Source organism: Aureimonas ureilytica DSM 18598 = NBRC 106430 (assembly GCF_000382705.1).
Lineage (GTDB): Bacteria > Pseudomonadota > Alphaproteobacteria > Rhizobiales > Rhizobiaceae > Aureimonas > Aureimonas ureilytica.
In genome coordinates this window covers 210,190-226,123 of the sequence record NZ_ARQE01000002.1, presented here as the reverse complement: position 1 = coordinate 226,123, position 15,934 = coordinate 210,190, and the positions used below count along the sequence as shown (strand labels likewise).

The following is a 15,934-nucleotide window of genomic DNA, read 5'->3' as shown; positions in this document are numbered from 1 at the left end:
CGATCACCGGCCTTTCCGGATCGCGAACCGCTACGAAGCTGGCGCGGCTTCCGCAAGCACTCCCGCGATCTGCCGCGCGGCATCCGGCCAGTCTTCGGCGCGAATCGTGCCGCTCGGCATAGCGGGCAGATGGGCCCGGAATTCGCGATTGGCCATGAGATGGACAAGGCGGATATCCGGCACGCTGCGGCGTGCGCCCTCGAGATTGGGCGGCAGATCGTCCACGAAGACGATCGGGCCGCGCCAGCGCTCGCGCATTTCGGCGAGAACGCCGCCCTTGGAGCGCTCGGTCGCGATCAGCGGATCATGAAGACCGTGGAGGTCCAGAAGGGCTCGCCGTTCGGCATGGTAGCTCGGGGTCATGGCCGTGAGGAAAACCACGTCGGCCTTTTCGCGCAGCGCGGCCAGCGCCTCCCTCGCACCGTCGACGGGCTGTTGCAGGTCGATCTGCCGGGCATAGAGAAGCTCGGTGATGCGATCGAGCTCATGCCCGGATACGGCCGCGCCGGTCGAAAGGGACCGCACGTTCCCGGTCAGGCGAAAGCTCTCGAAATGCAGCCGGGCGCCATGCTCGGCCAGAAGATCGCAGAACGGGGCAATGAAGTGGAGAATCACCTCGTCCACATCGCATACGACGAGCGAATCGTGATGCTTCGGCAATTCGGAGATCGCCGGGCCGACGGTCGCCATCAGGAATAGGACTCCGCGTAAGGCCCCGCCATCACGCGCCGGGCGGCCGCGACTCGCTCCGGCGGCACGTCGATATGCGCCGCGAACTCGGTCAGCGTGCGGTCGTCCGACAGGAGAAAGTCGAGCACACCGGCCAGAAAAGCTGGTTCGTCGGCCGCTTGGCGCAGATTTTCGAGCTCGAGACCCGTCAGGCGGAGGAAGCGGCTGAACAAGGTTCCGTCGCTGGCGATGAAGGACAGCGCCTCGATCGCCAGACCCGTCGCGGTTTGTTGGGCGTCGTCATTTCCGCTGCGGAAGGTGTCGTTAATCATAACCGGATCCTTCAACCTCCCGAAGATGGGATTGCCGAATTGTTAAATCAAATTGCCCTAACTTTGCCTATTGAAGGTCGAAAAACCGGACGCGACCGCGTCTGGCAGAGGGATGCGTATGACCAAGACCGTCATGATCGTCGAGGACAACGAGCTGAATATGAAGCTCTTCCGCGATTTGATCGAGGCCCATGGCTATCGCACGGTTCAGACCCGGTCGGGTCTGACGGCGGTCGATCTCGCGCGTGAGCATCATCCGGACTTGATTCTCATGGATATCCAGCTCCCCGAGGTGTCCGGCCTCGACGTGACGCGCGACTTGAAGGCCGATCCCGAGCTGCGTTCGATTCCCGTGATCGCCGTCACCGCCTTCGCGATGAAGGGGGATGAGGAGCGAATCCGCAAGGGCGGCTGCGAAGCCTATATTTCCAAGCCGATTTCCGTCCTCAAGTTCATCGAGACCATCAAGTCCTTTCTCGGCGACGCCTGAGCCATGTCCGCTCGCGTCCTTGTCGTCGACGATATGCCGGTCAATCTGCGCCTGATGCAGGCGCTCTTGGCCGAGGAGTATTACGACGTACTGCTGGCGTCGTCCGGCCAGGAAGCGCTGGAGATCTGCCATCGCGAGATGGTGGACCTCGTTCTCCTCGACGTGATGATGCCGGGCCTAGACGGGTACGAGGTCTGCCGGCGGCTGAAGGCCGATCCGGCCACGCTCCACATTCCCGTGGTTCTCGTGACGGCGCTCGACCAGCAGGAGGACCGGGTGCGCGGTCTCGAATCGGGCGCCGATGATTTCCTCACCAAGCCCGTGCGCGCCCTGCCACTGTTTTCGCGCATCCGAAGCCTGACGCGGCTGAAGATCCTGACCGACGAACTGCGCGTGCGTGCCGAAACGACGGCGCGGGTCATGATCGAGCCCTGGCAGCAGGCGATGGAGGTCGCGGACCGAAAAGGGCGCATCTGCGCGGTTCTGGAAAGCCGGGAAGAGGCCGTCCGCCTCATCAGGTTGATCGGCTCGGATCACGACTTCTCGCCGACCAACGATCCCGACTCCGCGGTTCATGCGGCCGACCCGTTCGATCTCTATATCGTCGATCTTCAGGCCGCGAGCTTCGACCCGCTCCGCCTTTGCTCGCGTCTGCGCTCCAACGAGACGACGCGGCAGACGCCGATCCTCCTCATCGCGTCGCCCGAGGACGAGCCGCGCGTGGTTCGCGGACTGGAACTCGGCGCCAACGATTACTGCCAACGCCCGCTCGACAAGAACGAGCTGATGGCCCGCATCCGCACGCAGCTGAAGCGCAAGCGCTACGACGAGAGCTTGCGGCGCAGCCTGCTCTCGACGATCGAGCTCGCGACGATCGATCCGCTGACCGGCCTCTACAACCGGCGCTTTCTCGACGGGCATCTGACGCAGGCAATCGAACATGCGGAGCGTAACAATCGCTCGCTCTGCGTCCTGATGCTCGACATCGACCATTTCAAGCGGATCAACGACACCTACGGGCATGATGCGGGCGATGAGGTGCTACGCCAATTCGCCGAACATCTGAAGCGGGGTTTGCGCGCCAGCGACCTGGCCGCGCGAATCGGCGGCGAGGAGTTCGCGATCATCATGCCGGACGCGGAGATCGCCGCGGCGCTGAGCGCGGCGGAGCGTCTTCGTCGCGGTATCGAGGCCGAGCCCCTTCGCGTTCAGGACCATACGATCGCGCTGACCACCAGTATCGGCGTCGGCAGCCTGGCCGCCGACGGCCAGCGAGGCCTGATGAAGCGGGCCGACATGGCGCTCTACAAGGCCAAGCGGGACGGCCGGAACAAGGTCGAGGTCGCTGAGCTCGGGCCGACCGTGGGTGCTTAACCATTCCTGAAGGGAGTGGTGGCATTTTGCATTATCGGAATTGATTCCCCCTCGATTCTCGGCAAGTCTGAGGGGCAAGGGTTACGGTGTCGACAGGCAAGGGCCTGTCCCCCAGTTTCCCCATGGAATGCTCAGGTCCGCCGCATCTCCTGGGTCCCGTGGGGCGGTCGGCCGGCAGCTGGTCACAGGCGGTATCCTCGTACCGCGATCGGCACGCCGGCCGACCACTCAAACCAAACTCACCATTCGTCTTGACCTTGCTCGCTTCGCCCGGCCTCAGCTGCCGCGAAGGAGCGGGACTTCGGCTTGTCGGCATTCCATTCGCTCGCCGGCTTTCCCACGTGCCATCGGGGCGATCCTGCGCGCATGACGGCTCAAATCGGCGCGAGCGGCACACATCCCTGAAACGAAAAACGCCGCCCCCGAGGGAGCGGCGTTCGCATTCGTTCGAACGAAAACCAGATTACTTGATCTTGGTCTCGCGGAACTCGACGTGCTTGCGCGCGACCGGATCGTACTTTGTCTTGACCATCTTGTCGGTCATCGTGCGGCTGTTCTTGGTGGTGACGTAGAAGAAGCCCGTGTCAGCGGTGCTGAGCAGCTTGATCTTGATCGTGGTAGCCTTGGCCATTGCGTGCGTCCATCCTGGCGAAACATGGCCCTGCGTCTGACGGCGGGCCGGACAGGCGTCGCACGGGGAAGGCAGGACATTCTAGATTGGTTCGAGCCCGTTCCGCCGAGCGGCACAGGCCGAGAGGGCCCACGAAGCCGTTTGCCCTTATCGTCGCGGACACTACTCAAGGCCGCGCCGAAGTCAAGGTCCTGGCCCGAAGGGCCGAGGTGTCAGACGTCGCTTTCCTCCGCGCGACCGCCGAACCCGTGCATCCGCATCGCCCATTGCAGGCCGATCGTGGTGCCCTTGAGCGGGCGAAGAAGAGCGAGGGAAAGCAGGATCGTGACGGGAATCCAGATTGCCAGATGCGCCCAGAGCGGCAGGACCGTCACCTGTTCCACACCCATGAACAGCGCGACCACGAGATGGCCGACGATGAAGATCGTGAGATAGGGCGGCAGATCGTCGGCGCGGTGGTGGTGGAAGGTCTCGCCGCAGCTCTCGCACCGATCGACGCTGCGCAGATAGCCGGAGAACAGGCGCCCCCGGCCGCAATGCGGGCATTTCATCGCAAAGCCACGCGCCATGGCTCGCATTGTGTCGCGCGGCGCGGCGCTATCCCCGTCCTGCCACTCCGTCTCTGTCGCGTCGCGGGGGTGATCCAGGGCCCTCATCATTTTCTCCTGCCTCGGCCGACCGCCTTCGGACCCTTGCCGGAGCCCTTCGTCGGACGGCCCGGGCGATGCAGCCGATGGCTGCGCCGCGCCGCCTTGTGGAAGGACCCCGTCGTCGCGGGGAGGTCCCTCGGCTCCGACAGCATCTCGAAGCGCATGGAGCCGGCGAGCGGCACGGCCTCGACGAGCTTCACCTCGACCGTATCGCCCAGCCGGAAGCCCCGCTTGGAGCGTTCGCCGACGAGCGCATGGCCGACTTCGTCATAATGGTAATAGTCCGCCCCGAGTGTCGAGATCGGAATGAAGCCGTCGGCTCCGAATGTCGGCAGCTGGACGAACAAACCGGACTTCGTGACGCCCTGAATCTTGCCCTCGAACTCCTCGCCCAGCCGGTCCGCGAGGTGATGCGCGATCAGGCGGTCCACCGTGTCGCGCTCGGCCGCCATGGCGCGCCGTTCGGCCTGGCTGATGGCCTCAGCGATCTCTTCGAGATGCTCTTCTTCCTCGCGGACGAGACCGCCGGCGCCCAGACCCAGCGCCTTCACCAGCGCGCGATGAACGATGAGGTCGGCATAGCGGCGGATCGGCGAGGTGAAATGCGCATAGCGCATCAGGTTCAGGCCGAAATGCCCGATATTCTCGGGCGAATAGATCGCCTGACTTTGCGAGCGCAGCACCACCTCGTTGACGAGACTTTCGTGGTCGGTGTCCTTCACGGCCTGGAGAATGCCGTTGAAGTTCGCGGGGCGCAGCGCCCCGGTCTTGGCGAGCGGCAGGTCGAGCGTGCGCAGGAAGTCGCGCAGCGTTTCCAGACGCGCCAGCGAGGGCGCGTCATGGACGCGGTAGATCAGCGCCTGGCCCTTCTGTTCCAGCCCCTCGGCCGCCGCGACATTGGCCTGGATCATGAACTCTTCGATGAGCTTGTGCGCGTCCAGGCGGTCGGGGATGATCACCCGGTCCACCCGGCCGGCCGCATCGAGCACGATCTTGCGCTCAGGCAGATCGAGATCGAGCGGCGCGCGCCGGTCTCGCCCGCGCTTCAGCACGGCATAGGCGTCCCAGAGCGGGCGCAGGACGTCCGCGACGATCTTCGGATCGACCAGACCCTCCGCGCCGTCGATCGCGCCCTGCGCGTCCTGATAGGCGATCTTGGCGTGGCTGCGCATCATGATGCGATGGAAGCGATGCGAACGCTTGTCGCCGTCGCGGTCGAAGATCATGCGAACCGCGAGGGCCGGCCGGTCGACGCCGTCGCGCAGCGAGCAGAGATCGTTGGAGATCCGCTCCGGCAGCATCGGCACGACGCGGTCGGGGAAATAGACCGAATTGCCGCGCAGCCGGGCTTCGGCATCGAGCTTCGAACCCGGCCGGACATACCAGGAGACGTCGGCGATCGCGACGGTGACGACGAAGCCGCCGGGATTGGCCGGGTCGCCGTCCGGCGCGGCGTGAACCGCGTCGTCGTGGTCCTTGGCGTCGCGCGGGTCGATCGTCACCAGCGGCAGGTCGCGCCAGTCCTCGCGGTCCTGCATCGTGGCCGGGCCGGCGGCTTCTGCCTCGTCCAGCACCGATTTCGGGAAGACATGCGGAATCGAATGCGCGTGAAGCGCGATGGTGGAGATCGCCTTCTCGGTGTGAAGCGAGCCGATCACCTCGGCAATGGAGCCAAGCGGCAGGCCTGAGCGAACGCGGGAAGAGGGCTCGACTTCCACGAGGTCGCCGTCCTTGGCACCGCGCGTGTCGCCGGGGCCGACGACGAATTCGAGCTGCCGCCGCTCCACGGGCTCGACGCGGCCGCCGCCCCCTTGGGTCGCGCGGAAGACGCCGAGCGCGCGCGCCGTCTTGCGCTCGAGCACACGGATCACCTCGGCGACCGGGCCTTCCGGCGCGTCGTGGTCGAGCTGCGCGAGAATGCGGTCGCCAATGCCCGCGATCGCGGCCTGGTCCCGCTTCTGGCGAACCGCGAAGCGGGGCCGGGGGCCGAGATCGGTCTCGTCCCAGCCCACGGGATCGGCGAGAAGACCGCCTTCGTCGTCGCGGTCCCGAATCTCGAGAACCGTGATGGCGGGCGGTGCGCCGGGCCGCGTGTATTGCTTGCGACCGCCGCCGAGCAGCCCTTCGGACTGGAGGTCGGCGATGATGTCCTTCAGCGCGACGCGGGCCGCGCCCTTCACGCCGAAAGCCTTGGCGAGGTCGCGCTTGGTCGCCCGCTGCGGGTTGTCGGCAATGAACCGCAGAACCGCTTCCCGGCTCAGCGAGCGTTCGTCGGTGGTCGGGATCGCTCGCTTGGCCATGGAACTCCTTACTTCGCCTTCGCGGCCTTGATCAGTTCGGTCTTGGGCGCCGCAGGCTTCGGCGGGGCTTCGGCGGCCGCCGCACTCTTGCGCGCGGGGGCCTTGCGCGGTGCCGCCTTTTTCGGCTTCTCCGCGCCGTCGCCGGCCGCATCGTCCGTCTTCTTCTTGGCCGCCGTCTTCTTCGGCGCGGCCTTCTTGGGGGCCTTGCCGGACTTCTCGGCGCGCTCGTTCAGAAGCTGGATGGCTTCTTCCAGCGTCACCGAGGCCGGGTCCTTGGATTTCGGCAGCGTCGCGTTGATCTTGCCGACATTCACGTACGGACCGAAGCGCCCTTCGCGAACGGTGATCTCGCCGCCGAAATCGGGGTGCTCGCCGAGCGTCGCGAGCGCGGCGGGCGTCGAGCGGGCGCGCGGACCCTTTTCCTTCTTCTCCGCGATGACGGTCACGGCCCGGTTGAGGCCGATCTCGAACACGTCGTCGATCGTCTCCAGATTGGCGTAGCCGCCGTCATGCTGGAGGAAGGGGCCATAGCGGCCGAGGCCCGCCAGGATCGGCTTGCCGCTCTCGGGGTGAAGCCCCACTTCGCGCGGAAGGCCGAGCAGCTTTCGCGCCTTCTCGAAATCGATCTCTGCCACCTGCCAGCCCTTCGGCAGGGAGGAGCGCTTGGCTTCCTTGCCGTCGCCGCGCTGGACATAGGGGCCGAAGCGGCCCGAACGCAGCGTGATCGGCTCGCCCGTGTCGGGATCGCTGCCGAGATCCTTCGGCTCGTTCAAGCCGCCGTCGCCATCCACGGCCTCGGCCGAGAGATTGGAGCCGAGCTGGCGCGTGAAGCCGCAGTCCGGATAGTTCGAGCAGCCGACGAAGGCGCCGAACTTGCCGAGCTTGAGGCTGAGCTTGCCCTGGCCGCAGCGCGGGCAGGCGCGCGGATCGGTGCCGTCGCCGCGATCCGGGAAGACCAGCGGCGCCAATTCCTCGTTCAGCGCGTCGAGAACGTCGGTGACGCGCAGTTCCTTCGTGCCGTCAACCTGGGCGGAGAAGTCCTTCCAGAACTCCCGCAGCACGTCCTTCCAGGACAGCTCACCTGCCGAGATGCGGTCGAGCTGGCCTTCGAGATCGGCCGTGAAATCGTACTCGACATATTTCTCGAAGAAATTGTGCAGGAAGGCCGTGACGAGGCGACCCTTGGAGTCGGGTAGGAGCTTGCGCTTGTCCTGCACGATATATTCGCGGTCCTGCAGCGTCTGGAGCGTCGCGGCATAGGTCGACGGGCGACCGATGCCGAGCTCTTCCATGCGCTTGATCAGCGAGGCTTCCGAGAAGCGCGGCGGCGGTTCGGTGAAATGCTGGGTCGGATTGACAGCGAGCTTCTTCAGCCCGTCCTGCGCCTTGATCTCGGGCAGGCGGGCGGAATCGTCTTCCTCCGCCTCCTGCTCGGCCGGCGTCTTGGAATCGTCCCGGTGGTCCTGATAGGCGCCGATAAAGCCCTCGAAGCGGATCACCGAGCCCGTGGCACGAAGCTGCGCTTTCTGTGGCCCGTTTTCGGCTGATATCTCGACCGTCGTGCGCTCGATCTCGGCCGATGCCATCTGGCTGGCGATGGCGCGCTTCCAGATCAGATCGTAGAGCCGGGCCTGATCCTTGTCGAGAAAGCGCTCCATGTCCTTCGGATGGCGCATGAAGCTCGTCGGGCGGATGGCCTCGTGGGCTTCCTGCGCGTTCTTGGCCTTGGTGGAATAGACGCGGGGCTTCTCCGGCACGTAGCGCGCACCGAAGGTCTCGCCGATCGCGGCGCGCGCGGCGTCGATGGCTTCCGGGGCCATCTGAACGCCGTCGGTACGCATATAGGTGATGAGACCGACCGTCTCGCCGCCGATATCCATGCCCTCGTAGAGACGCTGCGCGATCTGCATCGTGCGCGAAGCGCCGAAGCCGAGCTTGGCGGACGCCGCCTGCTGCAGGCTGGAGGTCGTGAAGGGCGGCGAGGGATTGCGCTTGGTGGGCTTGGCCTCGACGCTGACGGCGCGGAACGAAGCGCCGTTCAGCATGTCGCGAATGGCGAAGGCGCGCGTCTCGTTGTTGATCGACAGGCGCTGGAGCCGCTCGCCTTCGAAGCTCGTCAGACGCGCCTCGAAATCCTCGCCGCGCGGCGTCGCAAGCTTGGCGGCGATCTGCCAATATTCCTCGGTCTTGAAGCGCTCGATCTCGCCTTCGCGATCACACACGAGGCGCAACGCGACGGACTGGACGCGACCGGCCGAGCGCGCGCCCGGCAGCTTGCGCCAGAGAACGGGGGAGAGCGTGAAGCCGACGAGATAGTCGAGCGCGCGGCGCGCCAGATAGGCGTCCACCAGCGGCACGTCGATCTCGCGCGGATTGGCCATCGCGTCGAGCACGGCCTTCTTGGTGATGGCGTTGAAGACGACGCGGCTGACGGGCTTGTCCTTCAGCACCTTCTTCTGCCTGAGAACCTCCAGAACATGCCAGGAAATCGCCTCGCCCTCGCGATCCGGGTCGGTCGCCAGGATCAGGGCGTCGGCGTTCTTCAGGGCGGCGGCGATGTCGCTGAGGCGCTTCTGGGACGGCTTGTCGACTTCCCAGTCCATGGAAAAGTCATCGTCGGGACGCACGGAGCCGTCCTTCGCCGGGAGATCCCGAACGTGACCGAAGGAGGCGAGCACCGTATAGTTGCTGCCGAGATACTTGTTGATCGTCTTCGCTTTGGCGGGCGATTCGACGATGACCACTTCCATTTGCACGTCCCGGAATAGGCGGTCGATCGCTGCCGACGCGCCGGAATATCGCTTCGTTCACATGGACAGCCGAGGCGCGTGGGTCAACCCGTCCCTTGCAACAGGGCGGAATCGATCAAGGCAGAAGCAAGACGCGCCCGCCGGGCTGGCGTTCCAAGCGGCCGGCCAATTCCAGTTCCAGAAGCGTCAGATGCACCGCCGAGGGCTCGACCCCGCTATGGGCCGCCACATCCTCGATCGAGACGGGCGCAACGCCGAGCGCGCGGATGATGCGCTCGCGCTCGCCCGCATCCGCCTCCCGATCCATCTCCAACACCGGCAGGTCGGCCGCCGATGCCGCAGCCGAGCGGGGGCGATGCGCCATCGGGTCGAGCGCCTGGATCAGATCGGCGGTTTCGGTGGCGAGATGCGCGCCGTCCTTCAGGAGGGCATTGGTGCCGGCAGAACGAGCTTCCAGCGGCGAGCCCGGCACCGCGAAGACGAGGCGCCCGAGTTCGCCTCCGAGCCGCGCGCTGATGAGCGAGCCCGAGCGCAAGGAAGCCTCGACCACGAGCACGGCGAGCGACAGGCCGACGACGATGCGGTTGCGGCGCGGGAAATCCACGGCGCGCGGCTCCCAGCCGAAGGGCATTTCGGTGACGAGGCATCCGCCCTCGTCGACGATCCGGCGCATCAGCGGCTTGTTCTGCGGCGGATAGGGCCGGTCGAGGCCGCCCGCGAAGACGCCGACCGTGCCGCTGCCGAGCGCTGCCTCGTGCGCCGCCGTGTCGATCCCGCGCGCGAGGCCCGACACCACGACATAGCCGGCGGCTCCGAGTTCGCCCGCGAACATGCGCGTGAGGCGATGGCCGGCGGCCGAGGCGTTGCGCGAGCCGACGATGGCGACGCCCGGCTTCGTCAGGCAAGCCGGCTCGCCCATGACGGAAAGGAGCGGCGGCGCGCCGTCTGCCGCGCGCAGCGCCTGCGGGTAGCCGGGCTCGTCGTGGCAGAGGAGCCGTGCGCCGAAGCGCTCGAGGCGCGTCAGTTCGGCTTCGGCCGCTTCGCTCGGGCAGATCGTGATGCGGCGGCGCGTTCCGCCCTTGGCAGCCAGATAGGGAAGATGGAGAAGTGCGTCGGACGCCGTTCCGAACCGCTTCAGCAGGGCATGGAAGGTCGCGGGCCCGACATTCTCGCTGCGGATCAGCCGGAGCCGCGCGAGGCGCTCGGCGCCGGAAAGCGGAATGCGCTCTCCCGGCGAGACGCTCACCCCTTGGACCCGATCCGGCCTTCCGTCCCGTTCAGGAGACGGCGGATGTTCGGGATGTGCTTGAGATAGACGAGCACGGTCAGCGCGGCGGTCAGCGCCGCGGCCATCTGGTTGCCCAGCAGAAGATAGGCGATCGGAACCACCAGAGTCGCGGTCAGCGCCGCGAGCGAGGAATAGCGGAAGAGCTTGGCCATGCCGAGCCAGACCGCCGCGAAGACGAGCACGCCGACCGGCGCGAAGCCCAGCAGCACGCCGATATAGGTCGCGACGCCCTTGCCGCCGCGAAAGCCGAGCCAGACCGGAAAGAGATGGCCGAGAAAGGCGCCGAAGCCTGCCGCCGCCGCCGCCGGCGCACCCCAGCGCCACGCGATCAGAATCGGGATCGTGGCCTTGAGGAGGTCGCCCGCCAGCGTCATCGCGGCGGCCTTCTTGTTGCCGGTGCGCAGGACGTTGGTCGCGCCGATATTGCCCGAGCCGATCGACCGCAAATCGCCGAGGCCGAACAGCTTCGTCAGGATCAGGCCGAAGGCGATCGTGCCGCAGAGATAGCCGAACGCGAGAAACACGAGAACGGCGGTCGGATCGCTATCGGTCCAGGTCATGGCAAGTCCTCAGAGCGTTCCGTTGGCATGATCGAACACGGTCCGCCCGGCGACCACCGTGCGCACGACTTCGCCCTGGAAGCGGGCATTCTCGAAGGCGGAGTTCTTGGAGCGGGAGCGGATGCGACTCTTGCCGAACACATAGGGCGCGTCGAGATCCACCAGCGCGAAATCGGCCGGCCGGCCGGGCTGCAACGTGCCCCGGTCGAGCTTCAGAAGCTTGGCCGGCGCGCTCGTCAGGCATTCGATCAGGCGCATCAGCGGCACGCGGTCGGAGTGATGGAGGCGCAGCGAGGCCGAGAGGAGGGTTTCGAGACCGATCGAGCCGGCTTCGGCCTCGGCGAAGGGACGACGCTTGCCGTCGGCATCCTGCGGATCGTGCGAGGACACGATGATGTCGAGCGTGCCGTCCGCGATGCCCTCTATCATCGCCTGCCGGTCGTCCTCGGAGCGCAGCGGCGGCGAAAGGCGGAAGAAGGTGCGATATTCACCGATGTCGTTCTCGTTCAGCGACAGATGGTTGATCGAGACGCCGGCGGAGATGGGCGCTCGCTCGCGCTTGGCGCGCCGCACGACATCCAGCGAGGCGGCGGTGGAGAGCTTGGCCGCATGATAGCGGCAGCGGGTGAGGGCGGCGAGCCGCAGATCGCGCTCCAGCGGAATGATCTCCGCCTCGCGCGGAATGCCGGGCAGGCCGAGCCAGGAGGCGAGGAGCCCTTCGTTCATGACGCCGGCGCCGACGAGCTCGGCATCCTGCGTCTCGTGCATGAAGAGCGCGTCGAAATCGCGCGCATAGGTCATGATGCGGCGGATCAGCGCCGGATCGCGCAGTGTGTGGCGCCCTTCCGTAAAGGCGGGAACGCCGGCCTGAGCGAGAAGGCCGATCTCGGTCATCTCCTTGCCCTTCAGACCCTTCGTCAGGGCCGCCGAAGGGAAGACGTTGACGATGGCCGTTTCGCGCGCCGTGCGCGTCACGAACTGCGCCAGCGCCACGTCGTCGATCACCGGATCGGTGTCGGGCATGGTAAGGATCGAGGTCACGCCGCCGGCCGCGGCGGCGCGTGACACGGAGCGGATCGTCTCGCGATGCTCGCCGCCGGGCTCGCCCATGAAGACCCGCGCGTCGACGAGCCCGGGAATCAGGAGAAGCCCGCGCGCGTCGATCACCTCCGCGCTTTCGGCCGCGCCCTGGTTCTGCGCGTCGGCTCCGGCGGCGGCGATGATCCCGTCCTGGACGACGAGAGTTCCGACCTCGTCCAGCCTGCGCGAGGGGTCGAGAATGCGGGCATTGGCGACGACGAGGGGGCGGGTGCTGCTGGTCATCACGCGTGCTCCCCGGAATGGTCGCCGACCAGCCATTCCATGACGGCCATGCGCACCGCGACGCCCATTTCCACCTGTTCCTCGATCACGCTCTGCGGCCCGTCCGCGATGTCGGAGGCGATCTCGACGCCGCGATTCATCGGGCCGGGATGCATCACCAAGGCGTCCGGCTTGGCGCGCGAGAGCTTCTGCCCGTCGAGGCCGAAGAAGCGGAAATATTCGCGCACCGAGGGGACGAAGGAGCCTTCCATGCGCTCGCGCTGGAGGCGCAGCATCATGACGACGTCGGCGTTGCGCAACCCGTCTTCCATGTTGCGATAGACCGTGACGCCCATGTCCTCGATGCCCGACGGCAGGAGCGTCGAGGGCGCGACGACCCGGACGTCGGCGCCGAGCGCGTTGAGAAGGAGAATGTTGGAGCGCGCCACGCGGCTGTGCAGGACGTCGCCGCAGATGGCGACGACGAGCCGGGCGACGCGGCCCTTGTGGCGGCGGATGGTGAGCGCGTCGAGCAGCGCCTGGGTCGGGTGTTCGTGCGCGCCGTCGCCGGCATTCACGACCGAACAGCCGACCTTCTGCGCCAGAAGCGCGACGGCGCCGGCGGCGTGATGGCGCACGACGAGAAGATCGGGGCGCATCGCGTTCAGCGTCATCGCCGTGTCGATCAGCGTTTCGCCCTTCTTCACCGACGAGTTCGCCACCGACATGTTCATCACGTCGGCGCCGAGCCGCTTGCCGGCGAGTTCGAAGGACGCCTGCGTGCGCGTCGAGGCTTCGAAGAAGAGGTTGATCTGCGTCCGCCCCCGAAGGGCGGACTTCTTCTTGTCCCGACCCAGACTCACCGCGATCTCGCTTTCCGCGAGGTCCATGAGCTGATGGATATCGGGCAGCGACAATCCGGCGATGCCGAGAAGGTGCCGACGGGCGAGCGGAGTGGGCGAGGGCGCTGACATGTCGAGGTCCGCCTATAGGAGAAACCCCCCTTCTTCACAAGCGGAAGCCGTCTTCCGGTCCGCGCGTTAACCCTAATCGGGTGTTTCGTTTGCGTCCCACAACGGAAGGGGTGAGTTTTGCGTTAAGAATTCATTAACGATGGAGGAAGCGCCATGACGAGAGTCGCCACAAGCTTCGCCTTGAGCCTTTGGCTCGGCTTTCATGCGGTTACGGGCCTGTCGGAACTCGCCCATCTCGCTGGCGTCACCGAGGTCGCCGGCCAGCCTCTTGAGCCGGCGGCGGGCACGACTGTCGCCGCGTCGATCTTCCTCGCGGTGCTGACGCTCGGTACGGCTGGCCTCATCGCGGTGGCGCTGCGCTCGCTCCACGGCGCGACGGACCGTCTGCGCCGCCATGGCGAGCATCTCGCTTTCGCGGGAATCGGCGTCTCCTCCGCCATGGTGCTGGCAGCCTTCCTGTTCGGGCCACCGCTCGCCCAGGTGTTCGACCGGGTGGACCTCGCCTTCTGGTCGATCGGCCTCAGCCTCGTCGCGCTGGCCTTCGACCACGCCGTGTTCACGGCCGACGACCCGGACGACGAGCTGACGTTCCGCAAGACGCTGGCGGCGATCGAGCGCTCGGTGCCGGACGCCTCGCGCCGACACGATCCGATGCGGGCGGGCGACGAGGAGCGTCGCTGATGCGCTGGCTTCTCGGTCTCTGGTTCGCCCCGATTTCGGTTCTGGTCGGCTGGCTCGGCTTCGCCTCGCACGACCTGAGCTTCGGGCTCTTCTTCCTGACGCGTGACTTCTACGATCAGGTCTTCGGCATCTATGCCCAAACGCTAGGGGTCGCCCCCGAGACGCTGCCGCCGCTCGTCTATCGCGCGCTCGTTCTCGACAGCGCGATCGTGCTCGGCCTGTTCGCCCTGCGTCGGCGCAAGAGCATCGTCGCCTTCGCGCGGCGCTGCTACAGGGGCATGATGTCGCCGCGTTCGGCCAGCGCCGAGAGCCTGTCCAGCGCGCCCTGAAGAATGAAGGACGCGGCGGCCGAGTCGATTCGCTCGGCCCGCTTGGCGCGGGAGACATCCATTTCCAGCATGCCCCTCTCGGCCGCGACGGTCGAGAGGCGCTCGTCCCAGAAGGTGATCGGGCGAGGATCGAGCCGGATATAATTGCGCACGAAGGCGCGGGTCGATTGCGCCCTCGGGCCTTCGCTGCCGTCCATGTTGAGCGGCAGGCCGATCACCACGCCGCCGCACCGGACGCCATCCAGAAACGCCTGGAGCGCGGCGGCGTCGATGCCGAACTTCACGCGGCGCAGAACAGGCCGGGGGGTGGCGAAGCGCCAGCCGAGATCGGAAACGGCGAGCCCGATCGTCTTGGTGCCCAGGTCGAGGCCGGCGAGGGTCTGGCCCTCGGGCACGAGAGCGCCCAGTTCTTCGATCGAAACCACTGCCACCCGCGTCTCCTTGACCCTTTCGGACGGGCGCTAGCTAATCGCGCGCAGTCCCGGCACTCTCGCCTCCAGCCCATCGGCGAGGCGACGGAGATCCTTAGCATGAAGATGACCTATTTCGGCCACTCGGCCTTTCGCCTCGAAACCAGCGAGTCCGTCATCCTGATCGACCCGTTCCTTTCGGGGAACCCGCATTTCAAGGGCGATCTGGCGGCGGCCACCGAAGGCGTGACTCATATCCTTCTGACGCACGGCCATTCCGACCATGTGGGCGACACGGTCGAGATCGCCAAGCGCACCGGTGCCAAGGTGGTCGGCACGTTCGAGCTCGTCCAATGGCTGAAGTCGAAGGGCGTCGAGTCGATCGAGCCGGCCAACACGGGCGGAACCGTGAAGTTCGGCGATTTCTCGGTCACGCTGACCCAGGCCTTCCATTCCTCCGCCTCGATCGAGGAGGGGGGCCGCATCACCTATCTGGGGATGCCGAACGGTCTCGTTCTGCATTTCGGCGATGGGATGAGCGTCTATCACATGGGCGACACCGACATTTTCGGCGACATGGCGCTGATCGAGGAACTGCATCATCCCCGGATCGGCCTCGTGCCGATTGGTGATCGCCTCACCATGGGCGCGGCCGTCGCGGCGCTCGCCTGCCGTCGCTACTTCAACTTCGAGACGATCATCCCGCTTCATTGGGGCACGATGCCGATTCTTGACGCCAATCCCGACAAGTTCATCGAGGCGATGGAGGACGAATCGAATCGCGTCCGCCTGCCGGCCATCGGCGAGGCCTTCGACATCTGAGCCATCGCGGGGCCGGTTCGCATTGCGTCATGCCGGCCCCATGGCTATAGCGTTGGCCGAGAGCTGTCCGCTTCCGAGGTCCAATGTCTGTCGATACCGCCACCGTTCGCCGTGTCGCGCGCCTTGCGCGCATCGCCGTCAGCGATGAAGAAGTCGCGACGATGGAAGGCGAGCTGAACGCCATTCTCGGCTTCGTCGAGCAGTTGGGCGAAGTGGACGTGACCGGCGTCGAGCCGATGACGTCCGTCATCCCCATGCAGATGAAGAAGCGTCAGGATGCCGTGACCGACGGCCACAAGGCCGCCGACATCGTCGCCAACGCTCCCGCCACGGAAGACAATTACTTCCTCGTGCCGAAGGTGGTGGAGTAAG

General features: G+C 66.4%; 17 protein-coding genes. 6 read left to right on the top strand and 11 right to left on the bottom strand.

Translation table 11 applies throughout. From position 1 onward, the window contains the following. Positions 1-30 precede the first annotated feature (30 nt). The gene (locus tag B146_RS0104860) at positions 31-690 is read right to left on the bottom strand and encodes an HAD family hydrolase (RefSeq protein ID WP_019995297.1); all 660 of its coding nucleotides are present in this window, start codon (positions 688-690) and stop codon (positions 31-33) included. Then, a complete protein-coding gene (locus B146_RS0104855; RefSeq protein WP_244498161.1) occupies positions 690-1,016 on the bottom strand; it encodes a DUF3572 domain-containing protein in 327 nt (108 codons plus the stop codon). The genes B146_RS0104860 and B146_RS0104855 overlap by 1 nt, the downstream gene beginning before the upstream one ends. A gap of 103 nt (positions 1,017-1,119) precedes the next feature. Here B146_RS0104855 and B146_RS0104850 point away from each other — a divergent pair, with 103 nt between their 5' ends. Next, the gene (locus B146_RS0104850; protein WP_019995295.1) at positions 1,120-1,491 is read left to right on the top strand and encodes a response regulator; all 372 of its coding nucleotides are present in this window, start codon (positions 1,120-1,122) and stop codon (positions 1,489-1,491) included. 3 nt (positions 1,492-1,494) lie between these two features. Continuing rightward, entirely contained in the window at positions 1,495-2,865 is a 1,371-nt protein-coding gene (locus B146_RS0104845) for a PleD family two-component system response regulator (protein WP_019995294.1), read from the top strand. A 463-nt stretch (positions 2,866-3,328) separates the two neighbouring features. On the opposite strand, the gene rpmG is transcribed toward B146_RS0104845, so the two are convergent. The 8 genes from rpmG to B146_RS0104805 form a co-directional block, all read right to left on the bottom strand. Continuing rightward, on the bottom strand, positions 3,329-3,496 hold the full coding sequence (gene rpmG / locus B146_RS0104840; protein WP_019995293.1) for a 50S ribosomal protein L33: 168 nt from the start codon (positions 3,494-3,496) through the stop codon (positions 3,329-3,331). 212 nt (positions 3,497-3,708) lie between these two features. After that, positions 3,709-4,152, bottom strand: a complete 444-nt coding sequence (locus B146_RS25055) for a DUF983 domain-containing protein (RefSeq protein ID WP_081630912.1) — start codon at positions 4,150-4,152, stop codon at positions 3,709-3,711. Then, on the bottom strand, positions 4,152-6,446 hold the full coding sequence (gene rnr, locus B146_RS25050; RefSeq protein WP_019995291.1) for a ribonuclease R: 2,295 nt from the start codon (positions 6,444-6,446) through the stop codon (positions 4,152-4,154). The genes B146_RS25055 and rnr overlap by 1 nt, the downstream gene beginning before the upstream one ends. A gap of 8 nt (positions 6,447-6,454) precedes the next feature. Further along, the gene (topA, locus tag B146_RS0104825) at positions 6,455-9,196 is read right to left on the bottom strand and encodes a type I DNA topoisomerase (protein ID WP_019995290.1); all 2,742 of its coding nucleotides are present in this window, start codon (positions 9,194-9,196) and stop codon (positions 6,455-6,457) included. Between the two features lie 115 nt (positions 9,197-9,311). Then, the gene (dprA, locus tag B146_RS0104820) at positions 9,312-10,442 is read right to left on the bottom strand and encodes a DNA-processing protein DprA (protein WP_019995289.1); all 1,131 of its coding nucleotides are present in this window, start codon (positions 10,440-10,442) and stop codon (positions 9,312-9,314) included. Continuing rightward, entirely contained in the window at positions 10,439-11,044 is a 606-nt protein-coding gene (plsY, locus tag B146_RS0104815) for a glycerol-3-phosphate 1-O-acyltransferase PlsY (protein WP_019995288.1), read from the bottom strand. The genes dprA and plsY overlap by 4 nt, the downstream gene beginning before the upstream one ends. A 9-nt stretch (positions 11,045-11,053) precedes the next feature. Further along, complete coding sequence (locus B146_RS0104810) at positions 11,054-12,367, bottom strand: dihydroorotase (RefSeq protein ID WP_019995287.1); 1,314 nt, start codon at positions 12,365-12,367, stop codon at positions 11,054-11,056. Continuing rightward, entirely contained in the window at positions 12,367-13,320 is a 954-nt protein-coding gene (locus B146_RS0104805) for an aspartate carbamoyltransferase catalytic subunit (protein WP_019995286.1), read from the bottom strand. The genes B146_RS0104810 and B146_RS0104805 overlap by 1 nt, the downstream gene beginning before the upstream one ends. 153 nt (positions 13,321-13,473) lie before the next feature. On the opposite strand from B146_RS0104805, the gene B146_RS0104800 reads away from it, so the two are divergent. Next, complete coding sequence (locus B146_RS0104800; protein WP_019995285.1) at positions 13,474-14,001, top strand: hypothetical protein; 528 nt, start codon at positions 13,474-13,476, stop codon at positions 13,999-14,001. Further along, a complete protein-coding gene (locus tag B146_RS0104795; protein WP_019995284.1) occupies positions 14,001-14,330 on the top strand; it encodes a DUF6105 family protein in 330 nt (109 codons plus the stop codon). Before B146_RS0104800 ends, B146_RS0104795 begins: the two co-directional genes overlap by 1 nt. Here the strand turns inward: B146_RS0104795 and ruvX are convergent. Continuing rightward, positions 14,270-14,761 (bottom strand): Holliday junction resolvase RuvX, encoded by a 492-nt coding sequence (gene ruvX / locus B146_RS0104790; RefSeq protein WP_026358333.1) that lies wholly within the window; start codon positions 14,759-14,761, stop codon positions 14,270-14,272. The genes B146_RS0104795 and ruvX overlap by 61 nt on opposite strands. A gap of 99 nt (positions 14,762-14,860) precedes the next feature. Between ruvX and B146_RS0104785 the strand changes: the two genes are divergently transcribed. Both B146_RS0104785 and gatC read left to right on the top strand, forming a co-directional pair. Further along, positions 14,861-15,562: a metal-dependent hydrolase gene (locus B146_RS0104785; RefSeq protein ID WP_019995282.1), complete on the top strand. Its 702-nt coding sequence runs from the start codon at positions 14,861-14,863 to the stop codon at positions 15,560-15,562. Between the two features lie 83 nt (positions 15,563-15,645). After that, positions 15,646-15,933, top strand: coding sequence for an Asp-tRNA(Asn)/Glu-tRNA(Gln) amidotransferase subunit GatC (gene gatC / locus B146_RS0104780; protein WP_019995281.1), 288 nt, complete (start codon positions 15,646-15,648; stop codon positions 15,931-15,933). Position 15,934: the final 1 nt, after the last annotated feature.